24 protein-coding genes are annotated in these 18,995 nt (G+C 66.8%); 17 read left to right on the forward strand and 7 right to left on the reverse strand.

The window, feature by feature from the left end; translation table 11 throughout:
* Positions 1-146: 146 nt before the first annotated feature.
* From AB0H00_RS03580 to AB0H00_RS03590, 3 genes are all read right to left on the reverse strand, one after another.
* A complete protein-coding gene (locus AB0H00_RS03580; RefSeq protein ID WP_357260107.1) occupies positions 147-464 on the reverse strand; it encodes a hypothetical protein in 318 nt (105 codons plus the stop codon).
* A 71-nt stretch (positions 465-535) separates the two neighbouring features.
* Entirely contained in the window at positions 536-1,354 is an 819-nt protein-coding gene (locus tag AB0H00_RS03585) for a tetratricopeptide repeat protein (RefSeq protein WP_357260110.1), read from the reverse strand.
* A gap of 44 nt (positions 1,355-1,398) precedes the next feature.
* Positions 1,399-2,184, reverse strand: a complete 786-nt coding sequence (locus AB0H00_RS03590) for a hypothetical protein (protein WP_357260113.1) — start codon at positions 2,182-2,184, stop codon at positions 1,399-1,401.
* 216 nt (positions 2,185-2,400) lie between these two features.
* On the opposite strand from AB0H00_RS03590, the gene hemB reads away from it, so the two are divergent.
* From hemB to AB0H00_RS03620, 6 genes are all read left to right on the forward strand, one after another.
* Positions 2,401-3,378 carry a porphobilinogen synthase gene (gene hemB / locus AB0H00_RS03595; protein WP_357260116.1) on the forward strand — a complete coding sequence of 326 codons (978 nt, stop codon included), beginning with the start codon at positions 2,401-2,403 and terminating at the stop codon, positions 3,376-3,378.
* 5 nt (positions 3,379-3,383) lie between these two features.
* Positions 3,384-3,899, forward strand: a complete 516-nt coding sequence (locus tag AB0H00_RS03600) for a hypothetical protein (protein ID WP_357260450.1) — start codon at positions 3,384-3,386, stop codon at positions 3,897-3,899.
* A 320-nt stretch (positions 3,900-4,219) separates the two neighbouring features.
* Positions 4,220-4,711, forward strand: coding sequence for a hypothetical protein (locus tag AB0H00_RS03605; RefSeq protein WP_357260119.1), 492 nt, complete (start codon positions 4,220-4,222; stop codon positions 4,709-4,711).
* Positions 4,708-4,971 (forward strand): hypothetical protein, encoded by a 264-nt coding sequence (locus tag AB0H00_RS03610; RefSeq protein ID WP_357260122.1) that lies wholly within the window; start codon positions 4,708-4,710, stop codon positions 4,969-4,971. Before AB0H00_RS03605 ends, AB0H00_RS03610 begins: the two co-directional genes overlap by 4 nt.
* A 57-nt stretch (positions 4,972-5,028) precedes the next feature.
* Entirely contained in the window at positions 5,029-5,262 is a 234-nt protein-coding gene (locus AB0H00_RS03615; protein WP_357260125.1) for a hypothetical protein, read from the forward strand.
* 174 nt (positions 5,263-5,436) lie between these two features.
* Positions 5,437-5,658, forward strand: a complete 222-nt coding sequence (locus AB0H00_RS03620) for a hypothetical protein (RefSeq protein ID WP_357260128.1) — start codon at positions 5,437-5,439, stop codon at positions 5,656-5,658.
* A 21-nt stretch (positions 5,659-5,679) separates the two neighbouring features.
* Here AB0H00_RS03620 and AB0H00_RS03625 read toward each other — a convergent pair whose 3' ends face one another.
* Positions 5,680-6,078 (reverse strand): hypothetical protein, encoded by a 399-nt coding sequence (locus AB0H00_RS03625; protein ID WP_357260130.1) that lies wholly within the window; start codon positions 6,076-6,078, stop codon positions 5,680-5,682.
* Positions 6,079-6,251: 173 nt separating this feature from the next.
* Here AB0H00_RS03625 and hemL point away from each other — a divergent pair, with 173 nt between their 5' ends.
* The 7 genes from hemL (at position 6,252) to ccsB (ending at position 12,868) form a co-directional block, all read left to right on the forward strand.
* Positions 6,252-7,589 (forward strand): glutamate-1-semialdehyde 2,1-aminomutase, encoded by a 1,338-nt coding sequence (gene hemL / locus AB0H00_RS03630; protein ID WP_357260133.1) that lies wholly within the window; start codon positions 6,252-6,254, stop codon positions 7,587-7,589.
* Positions 7,590-7,801: 212 nt separating this feature from the next.
* Positions 7,802-8,452 carry a histidine phosphatase family protein gene (locus AB0H00_RS03635; protein ID WP_357260453.1) on the forward strand — a complete coding sequence of 217 codons (651 nt, stop codon included), beginning with the start codon at positions 7,802-7,804 and terminating at the stop codon, positions 8,450-8,452.
* On the forward strand, positions 8,449-9,096 hold the full coding sequence (locus AB0H00_RS03640; RefSeq protein WP_357260136.1) for a TlpA disulfide reductase family protein: 648 nt from the start codon (positions 8,449-8,451) through the stop codon (positions 9,094-9,096). The genes AB0H00_RS03635 and AB0H00_RS03640 overlap by 4 nt, the downstream gene beginning before the upstream one ends.
* Positions 9,093-9,344, forward strand: a complete 252-nt coding sequence (locus tag AB0H00_RS03645) for a hypothetical protein (RefSeq protein WP_357260139.1) — start codon at positions 9,093-9,095, stop codon at positions 9,342-9,344. The genes AB0H00_RS03640 and AB0H00_RS03645 overlap by 4 nt, the downstream gene beginning before the upstream one ends.
* Before the next feature lie 43 nt (positions 9,345-9,387).
* Positions 9,388-10,227, forward strand: coding sequence for a cytochrome c biogenesis CcdA family protein (locus tag AB0H00_RS03650; RefSeq protein ID WP_357260455.1), 840 nt, complete (start codon positions 9,388-9,390; stop codon positions 10,225-10,227).
* Positions 10,224-11,906, forward strand: a complete 1,683-nt coding sequence (locus tag AB0H00_RS03655) for a cytochrome c biogenesis protein ResB (RefSeq protein ID WP_357260142.1) — start codon at positions 10,224-10,226, stop codon at positions 11,904-11,906. Before AB0H00_RS03650 ends, AB0H00_RS03655 begins: the two co-directional genes overlap by 4 nt.
* Positions 11,907-11,908: 2 nt before the next feature.
* Positions 11,909-12,868: a c-type cytochrome biogenesis protein CcsB gene (gene ccsB / locus AB0H00_RS03660; protein WP_357260145.1), complete on the forward strand. Its 960-nt coding sequence runs from the start codon at positions 11,909-11,911 to the stop codon at positions 12,866-12,868.
* 335 nt (positions 12,869-13,203) lie between these two features.
* Here ccsB and AB0H00_RS03665 read toward each other — a convergent pair whose 3' ends face one another.
* Positions 13,204-13,428 carry a hypothetical protein gene (locus tag AB0H00_RS03665; RefSeq protein WP_357260148.1) on the reverse strand — a complete coding sequence of 75 codons (225 nt, stop codon included), beginning with the start codon at positions 13,426-13,428 and terminating at the stop codon, positions 13,204-13,206.
* Between the two features lie 317 nt (positions 13,429-13,745).
* Between AB0H00_RS03665 and AB0H00_RS03670 the strand changes: the two genes are divergently transcribed.
* The gene (locus AB0H00_RS03670; protein WP_357260151.1) at positions 13,746-13,979 is read left to right on the forward strand and encodes a hypothetical protein; all 234 of its coding nucleotides are present in this window, start codon (positions 13,746-13,748) and stop codon (positions 13,977-13,979) included.
* 298 nt (positions 13,980-14,277) lie between these two features.
* Here the strand turns inward: AB0H00_RS03670 and AB0H00_RS03675 are convergent, their stop codons facing one another.
* Positions 14,278-15,168: a LysR family transcriptional regulator gene (locus AB0H00_RS03675; protein ID WP_357260154.1), complete on the reverse strand. Its 891-nt coding sequence runs from the start codon at positions 15,166-15,168 to the stop codon at positions 14,278-14,280.
* 96 nt (positions 15,169-15,264) lie between these two features.
* Between AB0H00_RS03675 and AB0H00_RS03680 the strand changes: the two genes are divergently transcribed.
* A complete protein-coding gene (locus AB0H00_RS03680) occupies positions 15,265-15,645 on the forward strand; it encodes a VOC family protein (RefSeq protein ID WP_357260157.1) in 381 nt (126 codons plus the stop codon).
* 69 nt (positions 15,646-15,714) lie between these two features.
* Positions 15,715-16,977: an alpha/beta hydrolase gene (locus tag AB0H00_RS03685; RefSeq protein ID WP_357260160.1), complete on the forward strand. Its 1,263-nt coding sequence runs from the start codon at positions 15,715-15,717 to the stop codon at positions 16,975-16,977.
* 237 nt (positions 16,978-17,214) lie between these two features.
* On the opposite strand, the gene AB0H00_RS03690 is transcribed toward AB0H00_RS03685, so the two are convergent.
* Positions 17,215-17,778, reverse strand: coding sequence for a hypothetical protein (locus AB0H00_RS03690; protein WP_357260164.1), 564 nt, complete (start codon positions 17,776-17,778; stop codon positions 17,215-17,217).
* Between the two features lie 376 nt (positions 17,779-18,154).
* On the opposite strand from AB0H00_RS03690, the gene AB0H00_RS03695 reads away from it, so the two are divergent.
* Positions 18,155-18,763, forward strand: a complete 609-nt coding sequence (locus AB0H00_RS03695) for a hypothetical protein (protein WP_357260167.1) — start codon at positions 18,155-18,157, stop codon at positions 18,761-18,763.
* Positions 18,764-18,995: the final 232 nt, after the last annotated feature.

Consider the following 18,995-nt stretch of genomic DNA (forward strand, 5'->3'; position numbering starts at 1 on the left):
TCGGGCCCAGATCGGATCTTGCGATCAGGCAGGGTGTATCGGGGCCGCGCGCCTGGCATGACGCAGGGAAAGAGCCGTGGACCGCAGGTCGGCGGCTCTTTCCCTGTGGTAGGTGGCACGCGCCGTCGAGCGTCACCCATCAAATATCAGTGCCGCTTGCGCATCAAGGTGCGAACCATAGTGCAGGTGGCTTCCGACGGCGGACGGATGCCGATCACCTCGGCGGTGTGCCGGATCCGCTTGTTGGTGGCGTAACTCGGGGCGTAGACGCCAGAGTCGAGCAGGGCGATCGCGAGTCGCATCGCCTTCAGGCGCCGGTTGTGCACGACATACCACGCGCGGGGGCGACCCGCGGGCAGCGGACGCTTTTCCAGCGGGGTATAAGGACGGTCGATGAGAGCGGTTTTCGGCGTGCGCACTGGCATCCCTCCTGTGGGGATCGGGGCGGCGAGCCCCTCGAACATATCTTCGATTCTACCGTGGGGTACCGACAAACTATGGGTCCCACAATGGTTTTCACGCACAAGACGCACGCTCACAGGTCGTGCAGCAGCCGCAACGACTGGGGATGGCCGAGCGCGGCGGCGCGTTCGAGCCACTGCCTCGCCTCCTGTTGCGCCGGTGTGCGGCCGGTAGCGATCGCGGCGGCGGCGCGGAGTACCGCGGGATCGGCGAGGTCGCCCGCGAGGTAGGCGGTGTTCTGTTCGCGCAGGAACAGCGCGAGATGGAACATCGAGTCCGGGTCGCCCGCGGCGGCGCCTTTGCGCAGCCATCGTTCACCCGCGAGCTGATCACCCCGGTCGAGGTGCAGAGCGCCGAGCACCGCCATCGCATCGGCCCTTCCCCGGCGCGCGGCCTCGGTGAGCAGCTCTCTCGCGCGGTCGAATGCGCCGCGGCGCGCCAGGTGCAGTCCGAGACTGCGCATGGCCGTGGGATTTCCGGCGCGCACGGCCCGCTCATACCAGCGCTCGGCCTCGTCGTTGCGGCCCCGGCGATTGGCTAGCACCCCCATGTTGCACAGTGCTTCGGGCAGTCCGTGCTCGGCCGCGGGGCGCAACCACCGCTCGGCGTCGTCGAGATTCCCGCGCTCAAGATGCAGCAGGCCCAGTTGCTGGCCGGCCATCGAGTCGCCGCGCGCGGCGGCGGTCTCCAGCCAGTCGATCCCCTCGCCGATCCGCCCGTCGGTGCTCAACAGTGTGCCCAGCTTCGCCATCGCGCCGGCGCTGCCGCCTGTCGCGGCCCGGCGCAGCCAGAGTTCGGCGCCGGCCGCATCGCCTGCGTCCCACAGCGCCTCGGCTCGCCGCTCCATGGCGGCGAGTTCGACGTCGGTGGGCGGCTCGGTTGGTTCGGACATGTCATCCCCCTTTGTTGCGGCGCCGTCGGAACTCCCGCGCTCGGTCATCTCGGATGCCGAACGGTGTTCGGGTACCCGCGGTCGCGAGCGTAAGCGGTCAGCTGCGCGTTGTAGCTGTTCAGGCTGTTCAGCAACCAGGTGTGCCCGGAGTCCTTGACGACCACGATCGGTCCTCGACTGCCCGGCGGAAGCACCGGCGCCGCGCCGTCGATATACCAGGAGGTGGTGGACCAGGGAAAAATGAAGGCCCAGCCCAGGTCGGCGACTTGCTCCGGCGGGCCGAGTTGCAAAGGGTTTGCCGGTGTGGCGTACCGCGCGCCGTGTCCAGCGAGCAGATGCCGCGCGCTGTTGCGGGCCACCCGCACGTCCAGTGGACCGGTGCTGGTGTTGGGGAACGGCAGGTTCTCCTCGGCCCTGGCGAGCAGTCGTCGGCCCGCCTCCGGCGACACCCGGTACGGCCTGCTCTGCAGTCGCAGGAAAACGGTCTGCGCGGTGGCGGAGAACCGCAGTTGCACGACGGCGTCCTCGGTGTTGCCCACCAGATGGCTGCCCCGGCTACGCGCCCACTCGTATTCGTCGGGGACCATGCCGAGCATGCCGAAGGCGGTGTGCGCGGCAGGCATCAGCTGAGGTGCGGCCAGTTGCCGGGCGACGAACTCGACCCGGAAGACCTGCGCGGTCCCATCGGCGGCCCGCCAGGCCCGCAGTGTGGTGGCGGGTGGGTGCAGGCCGCCGGTCAGCACCGGCCACCAGTCCGATAGCAGCACCGCCGCCCACGACTCGAAGTCGGCGGCTCTGGCCAGCGAGATATCGATGTGCGGATCGGTCATGCTGTCCCCCGTGGGGTCTTGCCCTCAGTCGGAGTATGCGCCTTCGGGTGCCGCGGCAGGTGTGATTTCACCCACCGTGCCGGGTTTCTCGATGACCGCCTTCTCTACGGCCGATGTCGGCGCCGCTGGACCACGGGTTCGGCCCGCCTTTCGCGCCCGTACGGCAGGCAAAGGGTGCTCGCGACAGCCGATCCGACCGGGCGTATCGTGCGATTCATGACCGGAATGGACCGCCCGCGGCGGTTACGCCGTACCCCTGCGTTACGTCGTCTCGTGGCCGAAACAACGCTAGAACCACGGCAATTGGTGTTGCCGATGTTCGTGGCCGACGGCCTGGAGGAACCGCGGGCGATCGGCTCCATGCCAGGGGTCGTGCAGCATTCGCTGGATTCGCTGCGTAAAGCCGCCGTCGAGGCGGTCACGGCCGGCGTCGGCGGGCTCATGCTGTTCGGGGTGCCGCACCCGGAGGACAAGGACGCCACCGGCAGTCAGGCCAGCGATCCGCACGGCATCCTCAACCGCGGCCTGCGCGCGCTCGCCGACGAGGTCGGTGATGCGACTGTGGTGATGGCCGACACCTGTTTGGACGAGTTCACCGATCACGGCCACTGCGGCGTGCTTGCCACCGACGGCACCGTGGACAACGACGCGACGCTGCACCGCTACGTCGACATGGCCCTCGCCCAAGCCGAGGCCGGCGCCGACCTGCTCGGCACCAGCGGCATGATGGACGGCCAGGTCGGCGCGATCCGCCGTGGACTGGACGCCGTCGGCCGCACCGACACCGGCGTTCTGGCCTACGCCGCGAAGTACGCCTCGGCTTTCTACGGACCGTTCCGGGAGGCTGTCGCCTCGTCGCTGGAAGGCGACCGGCGCACCTACCAGCAGGACCCGGCCAATCGCCGCGAGTCGATCCGTGAGCTGGAGCTGGATCTGGCCGAGGGCGCGGACATCGTGATGGTGAAGCCGGCCATGTCGTATCTGGACATCTTGCGCGACGTGGCCGATCGCTCGACGGTCCCGGTCGCCGCCTACCAGATCTCCGGCGAGTACGCGATGATCACAGCGGCCGCCGAGCGGGGCTGGATCGATCGCCGCGGCGCCGTACTCGAATCGCTGATGGGCATCCGTAGGGCGGGCGCGGACATTGTGCTCACCTACTGGGCGACCGAGGCCGCGCACTGGTTGTCGTGACGAACATGCCGGGACCGCCCGGTGCTCGACCCACCAAGGCCCCGATGCCGGTGGATATCGGTACCGCGCGGCAATTGTGGTGGGGCGTAGTCGGATTCGGCGTCGTGCAGCTGATCGCGTCGATCATCGGCGCATTGCCCCAGCGGCACACCTTCGCCAGGGAGGTCTTCGACCAGGCCAGGGAGAAGGACCCGCAGGTCACGATTGCCGCCGCCGAGCTGATGGTGGCGATGGTGTACGTGGTTGTGGTGCTGATCGGGCTCGGCGTCGCCGCGCTGGCGCTGGTGATCGTGCATCAGTTCGCGCGCGGCAAGCTCTGGGCGCGGACTGTGTTGACCGCCCTCGGTGCGTGGGTCGTGGTGGTCGGCATCGGTGCGCTGTTCGCGATCGGCGCGGTAGACGGAACGGCCTCGCTGGTGGCTGGTGGTGCCTCGATCGTGCAGAGCGTGCTCGGTGTCGGCGCGATCTATCTCTCCCACCGTCCCGAATCCACCGCGTATTTCCAGATAGGCCGACGGTGAACCGCTGTTGCAACAGGTTCTCAATTTGTCAAGGGTCGGTCTGCATGTATCGTGAAAGTTGTCACAGTGGACACGGGAACCGGTAGTCGCCTGTCAGACGTTTTCTTGCGCTTGTGTGCGGGATCGGGCGGCCGGCCCCGGAGAATCGGAGGCAACGATGCGAGTGGTGATCCACCAGCCGCACAGCATTCGGCGGGACCTGGCCGTCTTGAGCTTGCTGATCCTGTTCGGTGTGCTCACCGTCGCCGTGCTGTTGCTGCCCGGTCTGACTCGCTGATTCCACTTCCCGTGTCGTTTTCCGCCGCCGTGGTGGGCTCGGCGTGACCGATACGACCGTCTTGTTCGCCGAACCGGGCGCCCGCTGGCGTGCGGTGTCCTACGGGCCGATCCTGTGCCTGGCCATTCTTGTCCTCGAACTCGTCACAGGTAGTTCCGTGCACTGGTTCGCGCTCCTCTTCTGTGCCGCCTTGATCGCGGGGTTCGTTGTGCTCCAAGTGATCGCGGGTAAACGGCACGTCGGGGTGCAACTCACCGGAACGACGCTGCGCGAGGGTACTGAATCGCTGCCGCTGAGCTCGATCGCCGAAGTCTTCCCCGAGCGCGACGAGGAATCCTGGCGCGACGCGGGCGAGAACGAATGGGAATCGGCCAGAACGCTCGGTGAGTTGACCGGCGTGCCGCGCCGCCGCACTGGCATCGGGTTGCGGATGGCCGACGGCAGGCTGGTGCAGGCGTGGGCCAAGGATCACAAGGCGTTGCGAGCGGCGTTGACGGAGGTCGTGAACCGGAAAAAGGACGGAGCGGACCATTGAGGCGTTGGATCATCGCGGTGATAGTCGAAGTGGGCCTGATCGTGCTCGCGCTGATGTGGGCGGTGCTGAGCTGGTGCAACGGTATTCGCACCACCGATTTCGGGCCGTCCGGCGACGCACCGGGATTCACCGCGACCCGCTATGCCGCGCCCTCGCTGCTGTTGGCCGCGGTGCTCCTCGCGGTGGCCGGGGTGCTCGCGGTCGACGCGACGGCCCGGCTCGTCCGTGGCCTCCGTGGACTTGCTGGAGCCGGACGCTGAGCGTCGATTCTGTTGGCCTGGCTGTTTGGCCTCGCCGATCACGGGAACATCGAGTTCATGAAGCCAACAGTCCTGCGAACGCTTCTCGGTGCGATGGCCGCGGGTCTGATCTGCACGGCCTCGACGGTCCTGGCCGCCGCAGTTGCGGATTCCGCTCCGGCGCAGCCTGTTCCGGTGATGCCCGCCTTCACAGCCACGTTCCCGCCTGCGCCGCTGCTGCACGCGCTGCCCGAGCCCTTGGCGTGCCTGGTAACCACCGGATTCGCGCTGTTCTGCGTCAGCATCACCTAGACGAGGCTATCGCCGTCGAATCGTCTCGGGCCACACGCCTGGGTTACCGTGCAGCTGCACGATGCGTTGGTCGGTGCGGCAAGCTCGCCGACCGCGCGCTTTTCTCGGGAATTTCTCTGCGGCCGTGATCATTTCGGCCGCAGTGGGAACGCGTATCGATAAGGAATGTGTTTGATGAACCGGTTCGCTGTGAAGATCTGTGCCGCGTTTGCCGTGGCCGCCACCCTCGGGATCGGGGCAGCGCCTGCGGGCGCGAGTCCGGGTCTGCCGCTGGAGGACGCGACCGCCGTCGACGCGCCGATCTTCGTGCCGGAATCGGGGTCCGCGGGCCCCTACAACTCGTTCATGTGCTTCCTGCACACCATCTCAGCGCAGGCGCCCTGCATGTACACCTGACGGACTGTCCGTGGCACCCGCTCAGCTCCAGTTCTGGTAGATGTCCATGACTCGGCCGTTGCGGGTGCCCGGGGCATTCAGATAGAAGGTGACCGTCCCGTCCAGGTGGCTCGCCGCCTCCGACACCACTTGGCGCAGCGAGGCGTGCACCCCGCCGTTCTCGTCACGGTAGATACCGGTGTCGTTCTTCAGGCCCGCGCCGATCCGGCTGAGCGGGACGATCATGGTGACTACCGCGGGAATCGGCCCGTCGGCCAGCACGGAGGTCTCTTCGTGGTTCAGGTGTAGGCCGATCCGCCCTTGGTCGATCTGTCCGATCGGTTCCGCCGCGGCGGCCGAACCGGCGCCTAGCGTCGCGGCCGCGCTGACGGCCGCGGTGAAAGCGGTCAGCACAGTCGCGCTGACGATGGCAATCCGCATGCAGACCTTCCCAGCCGGTAGACGATTGTTCCCGACACTACGCATCGGCAAACGCGCAGCGATCAATATCCGCGCAAACAACGCATCGGCGTGTTGCCGACCGGCTGCGGCCCGGGTCACTCCACTACACCCTGTCGTCGGACCGTTTCATGCGGGCTGAGAGACTGGAATACGTGAGTTCTTCTCCGCGCGTGACCAGTGCATCGGTGCCGGTTTCCGCTCAGCTCTTCGATCGGGCCGGTTCGGTGATTCCGGGTGGCGTCAACTCCCCGGTGCGGGCATTCCGATCCGTCGGCGGGACACCGCGATTCATCACCTCCGCCCGCGGTTCGACACTCGTCGACGCCGACGGAAACGAGTACGTCGACCTGGTCTGCTCATGGGGGCCGATGATCCTGGGACACGCGCACCCGGCGGTCGTCGAGGCGGTACGCCGCGCGGCGGTCGACGGACTGTCCTTCGGCGCGCCGACCGAGGCGGAGATCGAACTCGCCGAGGCCATCGTAGAGCGGGTCGCGCCCGTGGACCGGGTGCGCCTGGTGAACTCCGGCACCGAGGCCACCATGAGCGCGGTCCGGCTCGCCCGCGGCTATACCGGCCGCACCAAGATCATCAAGTTCGCCGGCTGCTACCACGGTCACGTCGACGCACTCCTCGCCGACGCGGGCTCCGGCGTCGCCACGCTCGGCCTGCCCACTTCGCCCGGCGTCACGGGTGCCCAGGCCGCCGACACCATCGTGCTGCCCTACAACGACCTCGACGCAGTAGCGGCTGCGTTCGCCGCGAATCCCGGCGAGATCGCGTGCGTGATCACCGAGGCCGCGGCGGGCAACATGGGCGCCGTCGCGCCGCTGCCCGGTTTCAACGCGGGCCTGCGGGCGCTCACCGCAGAGCACGGTGCGCTGCTCGTCATGGACGAGGTGATGACCGGTTTCCGGGTCGGCCGCGCGGGCTGGTTCGGCCGTGAGGGCGTCGCGGGCGATCTCTACACCTTCGGCAAGGTGATGAGCGGCGGTCTGCCCGCCGCAGCGTTCGGCGGGCGCGCGGAGATCATGAATCACCTCGCCCCGCTCGGCCCGGTCTACCAAGCGGGCACACTCTCCGGTAACCCCGTCGCGGTGGCCGCTGGCCTCGCCACGCTCCGCGCTGCCGACGATGACGTCTACACCGCGCTCGATCGCAACGCCGAGCGGCTCGGCGGTCTGTTTCGTGCGGCGTTGACCGGCGCGGGAGTCGGGCATCAGGTCCAGTTCGCGGGCAATATGGTGAGCGTGTTCTTCGCCGAACGCCCGGTCACCGACTATGCCGCCGCCAAGGCGAGCCAGACTTGGCGCTACCCAGCGTTCTTCCACGCTCTGCTCGACGGCGGCGTGTATGCACCGCCGAGCGCGTTCGAGGCATGGTTCGTTTCCGCAGCGCTCGACGAAAACGCATTCGACCGTATCGCCGCCGCCTTGCCCGCCGCCGCACACGCGGCGGCGGCCGCCACCCCTGAAGGATCCCGCGCGTGAGTTCCGATCGCGATCAGCCCGATGCCGAACATCGCGGGCTGACCAACCCCACCACCGACGCCGCCGAGCCGGGCACCGCCGACGCGGGCATCGAGTCCACCGCAGGGCCGGTGAGTGGGCTGCCCGCCGATTCGGATGCCGCCGGTGCGGGCGGTGAATCCACGGCGGCCGGTTCGGCCGACGACAACCCGGCCACCCTGGTCGGCGACCGGGTGCACGACGGCGGTACCGCGCCCGTCGAAACGATCGTGCACGTGCTGCGGCACGGCGAGGTGCACAACCCGAACGCGATCTTGTACGGGCGGCTACCCGGCTTCAGCCTCTCGGTGGCGGGCCGGGCGCAGGCCGGTGCGGTCGCGCGAGCGCTGGCCGATCACGACATCGCGCTGGTGATCGCCTCTCCGCTGCAGCGGGCGCAGGAGACCGCCGAGCCCATCGCCGCGCAGCACCGCCTGATCGTGCGGACCGACGAGAACCTCGTCGAGGCGGGCAACACCTTCGAGGGGCTGCGCGTCTCGGTGGGCGACGGCGCGTTGCGCAAACCGCGGCACTGGTGGAAGCTGCGCGACCCGTTCACCCCGTCCTGGGGCGAGCCGTACCTGCAGATCGCGCACCGCATGCTGGCCGCGGTGAACAAGGCGCGGGTCGAGGCGGCGGGGCGGGAGGCGGTGCTGGTATCGCACCAGTTGCCGGTGTGGACATTGCGGCGGTTTCTGCAAGGGCAGCGGCTGTGGCACGACCCGCGGCTCCGGCAGTGTTCGCTCGCCTCGCTGACCTCGCTGGTCTACCAGGGCGACACGCTCGTGGACATCGTCTACTCCGAGCCCGCGGGCGGCTCGGACCCCTCGGTACACGGCGCATGACTCGGTCCACCTCGTCTGTCACCCCGCCGACGGCTACGACGCCGACCCGGCGGGTGATACCGGTTCTGCTGGCGTGCGTGGCGTTGATCGCCGCGTTCGCGGGCTGTTCGACCGGTTCGGATGCGGTGGCTTCCGGCGGCACCTTCGAGTTCGTCTCGCCCGGCGGCAAGACCGACATCTTCTACGACCCGCCCGCTGCGCGCGGCACCATCGGCCCGCTGGCCGGCCCCGATCTGATGACCGCGGGCAAGACCGCCTCGGTCGAGGACTACGCGGGCAAGGTCGTTGTGCTCAATCTGTGGGGCCAGTGGTGCGGTCCGTGCCGCGCCGAGGCGCCCGCCCTGGAAAAGGTCTTCGAGGCGACCAAGGACAAGGGTGTCGCGTATCTCGGCATCAACGTCCGTGACCCGCAACAGGACAAGGCCCAGGACTTCGTCGTCGACAACAAGGTCGGCTATCCGTCCATCTATGACCCGTCTATGCGCACGCTGCTCGCGCTCGGCGGTAATTTCCCTACCAGTGTCATCCCCACCACCCTCGTTCTCGATCGGCAGCACCGGGTCGCCGCGGTCTTCCTGCGGTCTCTGCTCGCCGACGATCTGCAGCCGGTGGTCGAACGTCTCGCCGCGGAGGAATCACAATGAATCGCGACCGCCGTACCCGCAAACCCCGCGCCTGTCGGCCACGGCAGGGCCCCCGACGCATCGGAGGCGGATGGGCCGTCGATGACCGGTGGGCGGGTATCGCCACCGTGCCGCGTAGCGTCGCCGCCGACTCGCTGCTGGAGTTCGGCGTGCTCGACGTGACCGAGGAGCCTGTCGTCACCGAGCGGCGGGTGTCCCTGCGCCGCGGCGCAGGGCTCGAGGAGGCGCCCGAGGGGGAGTCGGTGTGAGAGCTGGGCCCGCAGCGTCGCCGCAGAGCGGGGAGGCCACGTGATGGTGCTTGCCGGCGCTGGGGAGTCGTTCCAGCAGACGGCGGCCTCCGGGCCACTGCTACTGGCGCTCGGCGCGTGCCTGCTGGCGGGTCTTGTGTCGTTCGCCTCGCCGTGCGTCGTGCCGCTCGTGCCGGGGTATCTCTCCTATCTGGCCGGACTGGTCGGCGCCGAGGCCCCGCCCGCGACCGCCGCCCAGGCCGCGAAGGGCAGGACGGGCTCGGTTGCCGTCACGGATTCGGCGGAACGGCGCTCCGGACGGATGCGGGTTGCCGGTGCGGCCGGACTGTTCGTCGCCGGGTTCACCGTGGTCTTCGTGCTCGCCACGGCCACCGTGTTCGGCGTCATCCAGACGCTCAATGTGAATCGTGAAATGCTGCAACGGATCGGCGGCGTGGTCACGATCCTGATGGGCCTGGTGTTCATCGGCCTCGTGCCCGCGTTGCAGCGCGACACCAGGATGGAGCCGCGCAGGCTCACCAGCATCATGGGCGCGCCGCTGCTCGGCGGGGTGTTCGCGCTAGGGTGGACGCCCTGTCTCGGCCCGACGCTGTCGGGTGTGATGGCGGTGGCCGCGGGCACCGACGGGACGACAGCTGCGCGCGGAGTCGCGCTGATCGTCGCCTACTGCCTCGGCCTCGGCCTGCCGTTCGTTGTCCTCGCGTTCGGGTCGGCGAGCGCGCTGCGCGGCGTCGGCTGGCTGCGCCGCAATTCGCGCACCATCCAGGTCATCGGGGGCATCCTTTTGGTCGCGGTCGGCGCCGCGCTGGTGACGGGGGCATGGGACCAGTTCGTCGCCTGGGTGCGCGATGCGTTCGTTTCCGAGGTGACCTTGCCGATATGACCGTGACCGACCAGCAGGCAACCGAAACTCCCGCGCCGCCGCGCCAATCCGTGCTCGGCCGCGCTTGGGCGTTCGTGCGCAATACATGGCGCGGGCTCACCAGCATGCGCACCGCGCTGGTGTTGCTGTTCCTGCTCGCACTGGCCGCGATTCCCGGCGCGCTGCTGCCGCAGCGCAATCTCAACGAGCAGAAGGTCGCCCAGTACATCGCCGATCGGCCGACGCTCGGTCCGTGGATGGACCGGTTCGAGCTGTTCGACGTGTTTTCCAGCTTCTGGTTCACGGCTGTCTACGCGCTGCTGTTCATTTCGCTGGTCGGCTGCATCCTGCCGCGCATCGTCGACCACTACCACGCGCTGCGCACGCCGCCGGTGCGGGCACCGCGCAACCTGACCAGGCTCCCGCACCACTACTCCGGCAGCGTCGCGCAGACGCCGGAGGAGGTGGTCGCGCGCGCCCGCACTCAGTTGCGCGGCTGGCGTACCGAGGTCCGGCCGGGTACGCGCGACGGCGAGGTGACGTTGTCGGCGGAGAAGGGCTACACCCGCGAACTCGGGAATCTTGTGTTCCATCTCGCCTTGGTCGGGCTGCTGATCGCCATCGCGGCGGGCAAGCTGTTCGGTTACGAGGGCAGCGTTATCGTGCTGGCGAACAAGGGCCCCGGCTTCTGCACCACCTCGCCCGCGGTGTTCGACTCGTTCAAGGCGGGCAACGTCAACGACGGCACCGGCATGACTCCGGTCTGCGTGCGGGTGGAGGACTTCAAGGCCGACTATCTGACGAACGGCCAGGCCGAGATGTTCACCGCGGGTATTGCCTACCAGGCAGGCGACGACCTCCGGACGAACACCTGGCGCGACACCCAGGTGCAGGTGAACCACCCGCTCCGGGTCGCAGGTGATCGGCTCTACCTGCAGGGCCACGGCTACGCGCCGACCTTCACGGTTACCTTTCCCAATGGGCAGACCCGCACCGAGTCCATCCAATGGCGACCCGACGACGCGTCCACGTTCCTGTCCAGTGGCGTACTGCGGATCGACCCGCCCGGCGGCATGTACGCCACCGACGAGGAACGCCGCAAGAACCAGATCGCGATCGAGGGCCTGTTCGCGCCGACCGCCATGTTCCACGGCACGCTGATGAGTTCCGCGTACCCAGCGATGAATGATCCGGCCGTGGCGGTCGACATCTACCGCGGCGACTCCGGGTTGGACACGGGCAAGCCGCAGTCGCTGTTCGCGCTGGACCCCGAACAGGTCAAGCAGGGCCGGCTGGTCAAGGAGGCCAGGGTGAACCTGCGTCCCGGCGAATCGACCACGCTTCCCAATGGCACCAAGGTCGCCTTCGATGGTGCGCAGGAGTTCGTGAACCTGCAGGTGTCGCACGATCCCGCGCAGCAGTGGGTGCTGGTGAGCGCACTGTTGATGATGGCGGGACTGTTGGTCTCCCTGCTGGTCAAGCGCAGGCGGATCTGGGTGCGGGTCTACCCGGCCGAGGACACACCCGGTACCGTTGATCAACGACGCACTGTAGTAGAAATGGGCGGGCTCGCCAGAACCGACCAGGCCGGCTGGGGAAGCGAGTTCGACCGGATGCGCGGGCGCCTGCTCGATGAGCGACCGGGCGCTCGTGGCGACCGAACCACCTCGGCGCGTGGCGCCGAAACCACGGGAGAGTAACCATGCCGATCGACGAGACCATCGCCAGGTACAGCGATTTCGCCTTCAAGACGGCAATCGTGGTGTATGCGCTGGTCATGGTGTTGCTGATCTGGCAATACGCTACGGCGCGCAGCCGTCAGGTCGCCGAGCGTGAGCTGGTGTCGGTGGGGGCGACCCTTTCGGGACCGGGCCGGGTCGCCGAGCCCGCGCAACGACCGCTGTCGGAGCGGCTGGGCAACATGGCGTTCTCCGTGCTGATGGTCGCCATCGTGCTGCACGTCGGCGCGATCATATTGCGCGGCTTCGCGACCCACCGTTTCCCGCTGGGCAACATGTACGAGTTCGTCACCATGGCGACGGCCGCCGCTGTGCTGGTCGGGGTGTTGTTCCTGCGTGAGCAGCGCTACCGCTCGATGTGGGTCTTCCTGCTCGTGCCGGTGTTGATCCTGATGTTCCTCGCGGGCACCGTGCTCTACGCCGACGCCGCGCCCGTAGTTCCCGCGCTGAAGTCGTTCTGGCTGCCGGTGCACGTCACCATCGTGAGCGTCGGCAGCGGGGTGTTCCTGTTCGCGGGTGTGACGAGCATGCTGTTCCTCTACCGCCTGCGTCAGCCCGACGGTCAGGAATCGACCAACATCGTCGGCACCATCGCCCGCCGTCTGCCTGATGCCCGCACCCTCGACCGCCTGGCCTACAAAGCCACCATCATCGGCTTCCCGCTCTTCGGCGCGGGCGTCATCCTCGGCGCGATCTGGGCCGAGGCTGCCTGGGGTCGCTTCTGGGGCTGGGACCCGAAGGAAACCTGCTCCTTCATCGCCTGGGTCCTCTACGCCGCCTATCTGCACGCCCGAGCCACGTCCGGCTGGCGTGACACCAAAGCGGCATGGATCAACATCGCGGCGTTCGTCGCGATGTTGTTCAACCTGTTCATCATCAACATGGTGATCTCGGGGTTGCATTCGTATGCCGGACTGAATTGATAGGGCTTGACCCCGCGTTGCCCAGCTCGTCGCATACGAGGTGCTCCCCGCGGTACTCGCGCGTCGATTCCTTCAGCAGCTGTACGAGCTCCGTGGGAATCGGAACCGGTGTGTCGCTGGCCTTCGTCTTCAGCGGCCGATCCGGCCATTGGCGTTGCGGGTACACGACGCCCCGGCGAAGTCTCTTCGACCCGGAGCCCCGCCGCCCCCGAGATCTGGAGGCCGACGAAAGCGTCGAGGAGAACGGCAACGCGCACGTGACCAGGCATCGCGTCGTAGAGCGCCCATACCTGCTCGGTAGTGGCAACGTAGACCTTCTGTTGCCCGGCGGCTGGTCACGTGCGGCGCGAGCAAGGATTTCGTGCGAGTAGGCCGTCGTGTACGGCGTCGCCGAGGATCTGTGACAGCCGACTGTGTAGCGCGTAGATGTAGCTGTCGGACAAGCCGTCGGCCTTCAGTTTCGCGGCCCACTCCTTGACTGCGGACGGCCGCACGGACGACAACTGCGAGTCGCCGAATTCATCGTTGATCTTCCTGACATGCCACTTCGCGAGCTGCACCGTGTTGTCTCGCTGGCTCGCATAGCCCTTCAGCCAACGCTCTGTCTATTGCTTGACGGTCCGTTGGGCATCACGCGGCGCGACGTGTGCTGGCACCAACGACCTCACGTTAGCTGGGGCTTCAGCTGGTCAGCTGTTGTATTCATCAAGGTTCCTGCTTCCATCGGAAGTCGAATTTCGATGACCTCCCATGCTTTTCTGTGGTCAGTTTCTCCTCGCGTAGGAGGTGATGCCTGCCGATGCGGTCGTCGCTGTAGCGCGTCTGGCGGGGCTGATCCGTGCAGGTGGCCGTGGTTGCGGGCTCTACACTGGACACCATGCGCGCCACCCATGAGGAACTGCTTCAGCTGGCCGAAGCCGTGCCCGACGATCAAGTGCCGGCCGCGACCGCGTTGCTACGTCAGCTCGTCCGGAAGTCCGGACGGCGCACGTTCCATAGCGCGGGCATCGTTTCCGCCGAACCCGACCTGGCGGAACGGGCGAAAGAGATCGCAGCAGGTCCGAGCGGCACCAACCCAGCCAATATGCCCAGCACGCATATCCGCTGGTAGATCGCGCGACCGTTCATGGACAGCAACTGCAAACGCCGAGAACACTTTTCATCATCAACATGGTGATTTCCGGATCGCACTCGTATGCGGGGTTGAACTGAGCGGGATAGATATCCTCTGACCTGCTGCTTCGAATTCGATTATCAGGTGCGCTACCGACGTCGGGACGGCGGTGGCGCGATTACACGGAATGGCGGTGTCTTCGAGGCCATCTACGGCCCCATGAGTCACCAATTCCGTCGATGTCCCGAAAGGCTTGATCCCACTCGCTCGTCGACTTCGAGCCCGACAGTACGGATCACTGATCCAGCGCGAGTGGGCCGATGTCCTCGACCGCCTGGGCGAAGGCGCGGACAAGGTCGGTCTCGGTGGACGTGCGCCAGATCAGTGACCACTGTGCCAGCGGGGCGTCGGTGATGGGGACGTAGGCGATCTGCGGGTGGGGGTAGTAACGCAGGGCATGGGAGTGCGCGGGCGAGACGGCCTCTCCGGAGGCGAGGATCGGTGTCATCTCCAGCATGTTGGTCACGATCGGACCGATCCGAACCGGCCGCCCGCTGGGTGTGCTCGTCGGGACGAGTCCCGCGCGCCAGTAATCCGGCCGGGCGCCGCCCATGACGGTCAAATCGCCGAGGTCCTCGAGTGTCACCCAACCACGTTCGGCCAACGGATGATCCGCGGCCAAAGCGAGCACCACCGGCTCGGTGAAGACGACCGGACCCGTAGTGAGATCCGGCTCTCGCACAGGTAACCAGAAGATGCCCATGTCTAACTCGTCGCGCCGAAGCGTGCCGAACGGGTCACCGAAGTCGATGTAGCGGACCCGTAGCTCACATTCGGGATGATGGGCCGAGAACAGGTCGAAGATGGGTTTCAGATCGTTCTGGTTGACGCTCAGCATGCCCAGCCGCAATTCGGCGGTCTTGCCGCGTGCCGCCATGGCGGCACGATCCAGACTGTCCTGCAACCCGCGATGGATGGGGCGTAGATCCTCGTAGAGCTGTTGCCCGACCGGGGTCAGCGTCACCTTACGACTGGATCGCTCGAACAACGCGGCACCGATGCGCCGCTCCTGCTTCTTGATCGCCTGGCTGACACGGGCCTGGGTCACGTGCAACCGCGCGGCTGTTCTGCCGAAGTGCAACTCCTCCGCCAACGCTAGGAATATCTCGATATCCCGAAGTTCCACCCTGACCTGCTTCCATTACCGCTGACTAATGGCAGATTACTGAATCGGCCGTTGATCATGATCACCTGCCACATCAGGGTGAAAACCATGATCGTTATGAGATCCACCTTGCTACTGACGGTGGATGATCCATCCGCATCCAGCCGCTTCTTCACCACATACCTCGGATATCACGAATCCGACGTCGACGGGAACTACGTCCGCCTGACCCGTTCCGACGCCGCCGCCGAGATCGTGCTGCAACCGCGAACCAGCTCCGCGACCTCTCGATGGCTGACCAACGAGCGACCGGCAGGATTCATCGTGTCCTTGACGGTGCACGATGTCGCCGCCGAATACGACCGGCTCACCTGCGAGGGAGCACCCATCGCGTTGGCCTTGCATGAAGAGCCATGGGGCGACCGACTTTTCCAGCTCATCGATCCGAACGGCCTTGTGGTCGAGCTGGTGCAGTGGATTCCACCCGCAGGCGTCTGAGCTGACACGTCCGGCCCGCGCCGCGGCCTATGACATCACCCGACCCGACACAACTCCGGAGTTTCTGCCATGGACACCAAAATCACACGCACGCCAACACAATCCGAACAGGAAGATGGCACGCCCCCGGACCGGCCCCGCTGCATAGTAGCCGTCGGGGTACGGATTCTTCGATACCTGGCGCTGTTCGCCGCCTGGGCAGTATGCCTCGCGACAATCGTTGTGGGGCTCGTCTTCTTCGCGCCGCGGATGCCGGGCCGCGCGCTGCTCAACACGGTCAGCCTCGCCGCGCTGGTCGTCCCGTGGCTGACCGTACCGCTGCTGGTCGCAGTGCTACTCACAGTCGTGATCGCCGCGATGGCATGGCATTCCGGTCGCCGCGTACTCCTGGCCGCGGGTGCGCTCGCCACCGTGGTGGGGCTATTCGTGATCGTCACACCCTGGTGGTCGGCGCGGACGACGGCGAAGGAATACGGCGTATCGCTGTCATGGTCGGAGTTCTTCCCCACACCGACCCCACCATCGCCCACCGAAACCCGCACCTACCAGCGGATCGAAAACCAGGACCTGCACGCCGACATCTACCGTCCCCAGGTGCCGGCCCCGAGCCGAGCTGCGCTGCTTTATGTGCACGGCGGTGGTTGGAACTCGGGTGCCCGCTCCGACAGCGCACAGTGGTTCGAATGGCTTGCCCAACAAGGAATCACCGTGTTCTCGATCGACTACCGACTCGCCCCGCCGCCACGGTGGCAGGACGCGGTCGGCGACGTCAAGTGCGCGCTCGGCTGGATCCGTTCACAGGCAGCCGATTACGACATCGCACCATCCAACGTGTCCATCGCCGGTGACTCCGCCGGCGGCCAACTGGCTCTGATGGCCGCATATACCGTTGAAGATCGACAGTTTCCACCATCGTGCGCGGTGCCCGAGGCGCCCGTCCGATCCGTCATGGGCTGGTACGCACCGACCGACCTGCCCAGCCTGATCACCCACACCCGCCTGCCCAACAGTTTGCAGCAGTATCTCGGCGATTACCTCGGCACCGACAACGCGACACAGCCGGCCCGGATAGCACAGATATCGCCGATCAGCCACGTCCGCACCGGTCTACCGCCGACACTGCTCGTCCAAGGCGATATCGACCGCATGATTCCCAATACCCAAGCACCCGCCCTCGTGGACCGGCTCCACGCAGTGAACGTACCCGCCGAGGCCGTGGTCATCCCCTGGGTAGATCACAACTTCACCGGGCAGTGGGACAGCTGGGGATCTCAGTTCCTGCGACCGGTCGTGCAAAATTTCCTGCAGAAATATGCACTCGATGAGGACTAGTGCGGGAGGCATCTGTAGCAACGTCCCGGCAGCAGAACGCGAACAATCGCAACCGTCGCCACGCAGCTGCTCGGATGATGAGGGGCGCCGCGCTCAGTACTCGCGCACCCCTCGCTCGGCGCGAGGCCGAGGGGTTCTTACGGCGTTCGCCCGGCAGGCTTGATGAGGTATGCGAGGACGCGACGCCGAGACCGAGGGCTCGGCATCATGCGTTGAGCTGAGCGGTTGCCGCGCCTCTCAGAGGCGCGCTACGCAGACCACGAAATGGCGTTGTCGGTAGACGATTCCGCTGTCGGCCGAGCCGCAGGCATTGACGTCGATGGTGTTCTGTTTGACGTCCACCACCTGCACCCCGTTCGGGGTGCCGCGGGCGGCGCAGTCCAGGCGCTTCGGATCGCCGGGAACCAATTCCATGCACCCGCCGACCACCCAGTCGATGTCCAGGCACAGCGCGGCCTGTGCGGCGCCCTGCAGGGTGTCGTTGTAGGTGCGGTCGGCATCAGTGGGGCACGGGCTGTTCGCGGGCGCCTTCTCGGTGATTTTGTAGGTGGCGCCGGAGCTGCCGCAGGCCGCCTTCTCGATGCCGCCGGAGCCGCCGAGGTGCACGCACTCGCCGACGCTCACCTGGAGAGTGGTGGCGCTCTTGTTCGAAGCGCCGCGCATCGCCGAGGTGGTGGGCGGCGGAGGCTCGGTCTCGGTGGTCGTCACCGGTTCGTCGGAGGTGGTCGGCGGCGGCGTCGAAGTAGTTGCCGCGCTGTCGTTCTGGGCGGTCTTCGCCGGTTCCTCGGTAGGTCCGGACATCGACACGGCGGCAAAGGCAACGAGAGCCGCCGCTAGTGCGGTCGCAACTATGAAGCTCGTCAGAGTGATACCGGCACGAATACGTTGGCGCGACACGTCACGTCCTCCACAGCTGTAAACCCTTCGAACTCGCTCCCGATGAGCTCCGAAGTTGTGAATCTTGCGGATTGAAGATCACGCCATGCATACACTATGCGGCGCACCCGCGTCGAGCCGTTGCTCCCAACGGCCTTCGTTGTGGCCGAGTATTCCTGAATAATGGACCTCCGTGCGGTCATGTGCCGATCGCCATATCTGGCAACAAGCTACGGGCGTTGTACAGTCACACGCCATCCGGCCTCCGGCGCCGGAGGTCTCTGTGAGAAGGAATTCCATAATGAAGTTCGGCACCATTGCCGCCATCACGCTCAGTGCGGTTGCCGCCGTGGGCATTGCGGCGGGAACCGCGAATGCACAGCCCGTGGAGGCGAATCGGGAGGTCACGACATCCGGCGTCGAGCAGGGCGTCGACTACAAGACCACGGTCTCCGACAAGACCGGAGCGATCACCACCGCGGTCGAGCACGGCAAGTTCGCTCTTGTCGACAACGGCGCCAAGATCGCGCTGACGTCCGACACCGGCGCGGTCGTCGCCGAAGTGCCGTTGACCTTCCAGGTCTCCGGAAGCCGACTGGCGGTCGCGCAGGAGATCAGCGATAACGGCACGCGCCTCGCGCTCACGCCGGTGGCGGACGCGAAGGAGATCGGCGAGATGCAGCCGATCAGCTCGATGAACCGCCTCATCGCCGAACTGAACCAGAACGTCGTCGGCGTGGTCGGCGGGGCTCTGCTCGGCGGTCTGCTCGGAGCCTTGATCGGCCTCGGCTTCTTCAGCATCATCACCGGGCCGATCGGCCTGGTCGTCGGTGCGATCGCTGGAGGTGCCATCCAGGGCGGGCAGCCGTTCACGGACGCTTTGATGGCGGTCGTCAACGGCGAACCGTGATCGGAACTCGCGAGTGAATGGGGGCAGGCGCACCGCAGCGCGCCTGCCCCCTCTTCGATTTAGTGACAAATATCACATCGCCGCTCCATGGAAGCGTCGTGTGTTTCTGGCGATGTGCGACCTGATGCGCACCGTTGAGCAGCGTTAGCGGGCCGGTATCGGCACGCCCGCGACAAAGCAAGTTGCTGGTCTGAATTGCGATGATCGCGCTCGGCGCCTACGCCGAACCCGA

Origin of the sequence: Nocardia sp. NPDC023852 (genome assembly GCF_040639505.1) — a bacterium.
Classification (GTDB): Bacteria; Actinomycetota; Actinomycetes; order Mycobacteriales; family Mycobacteriaceae; genus Nocardia.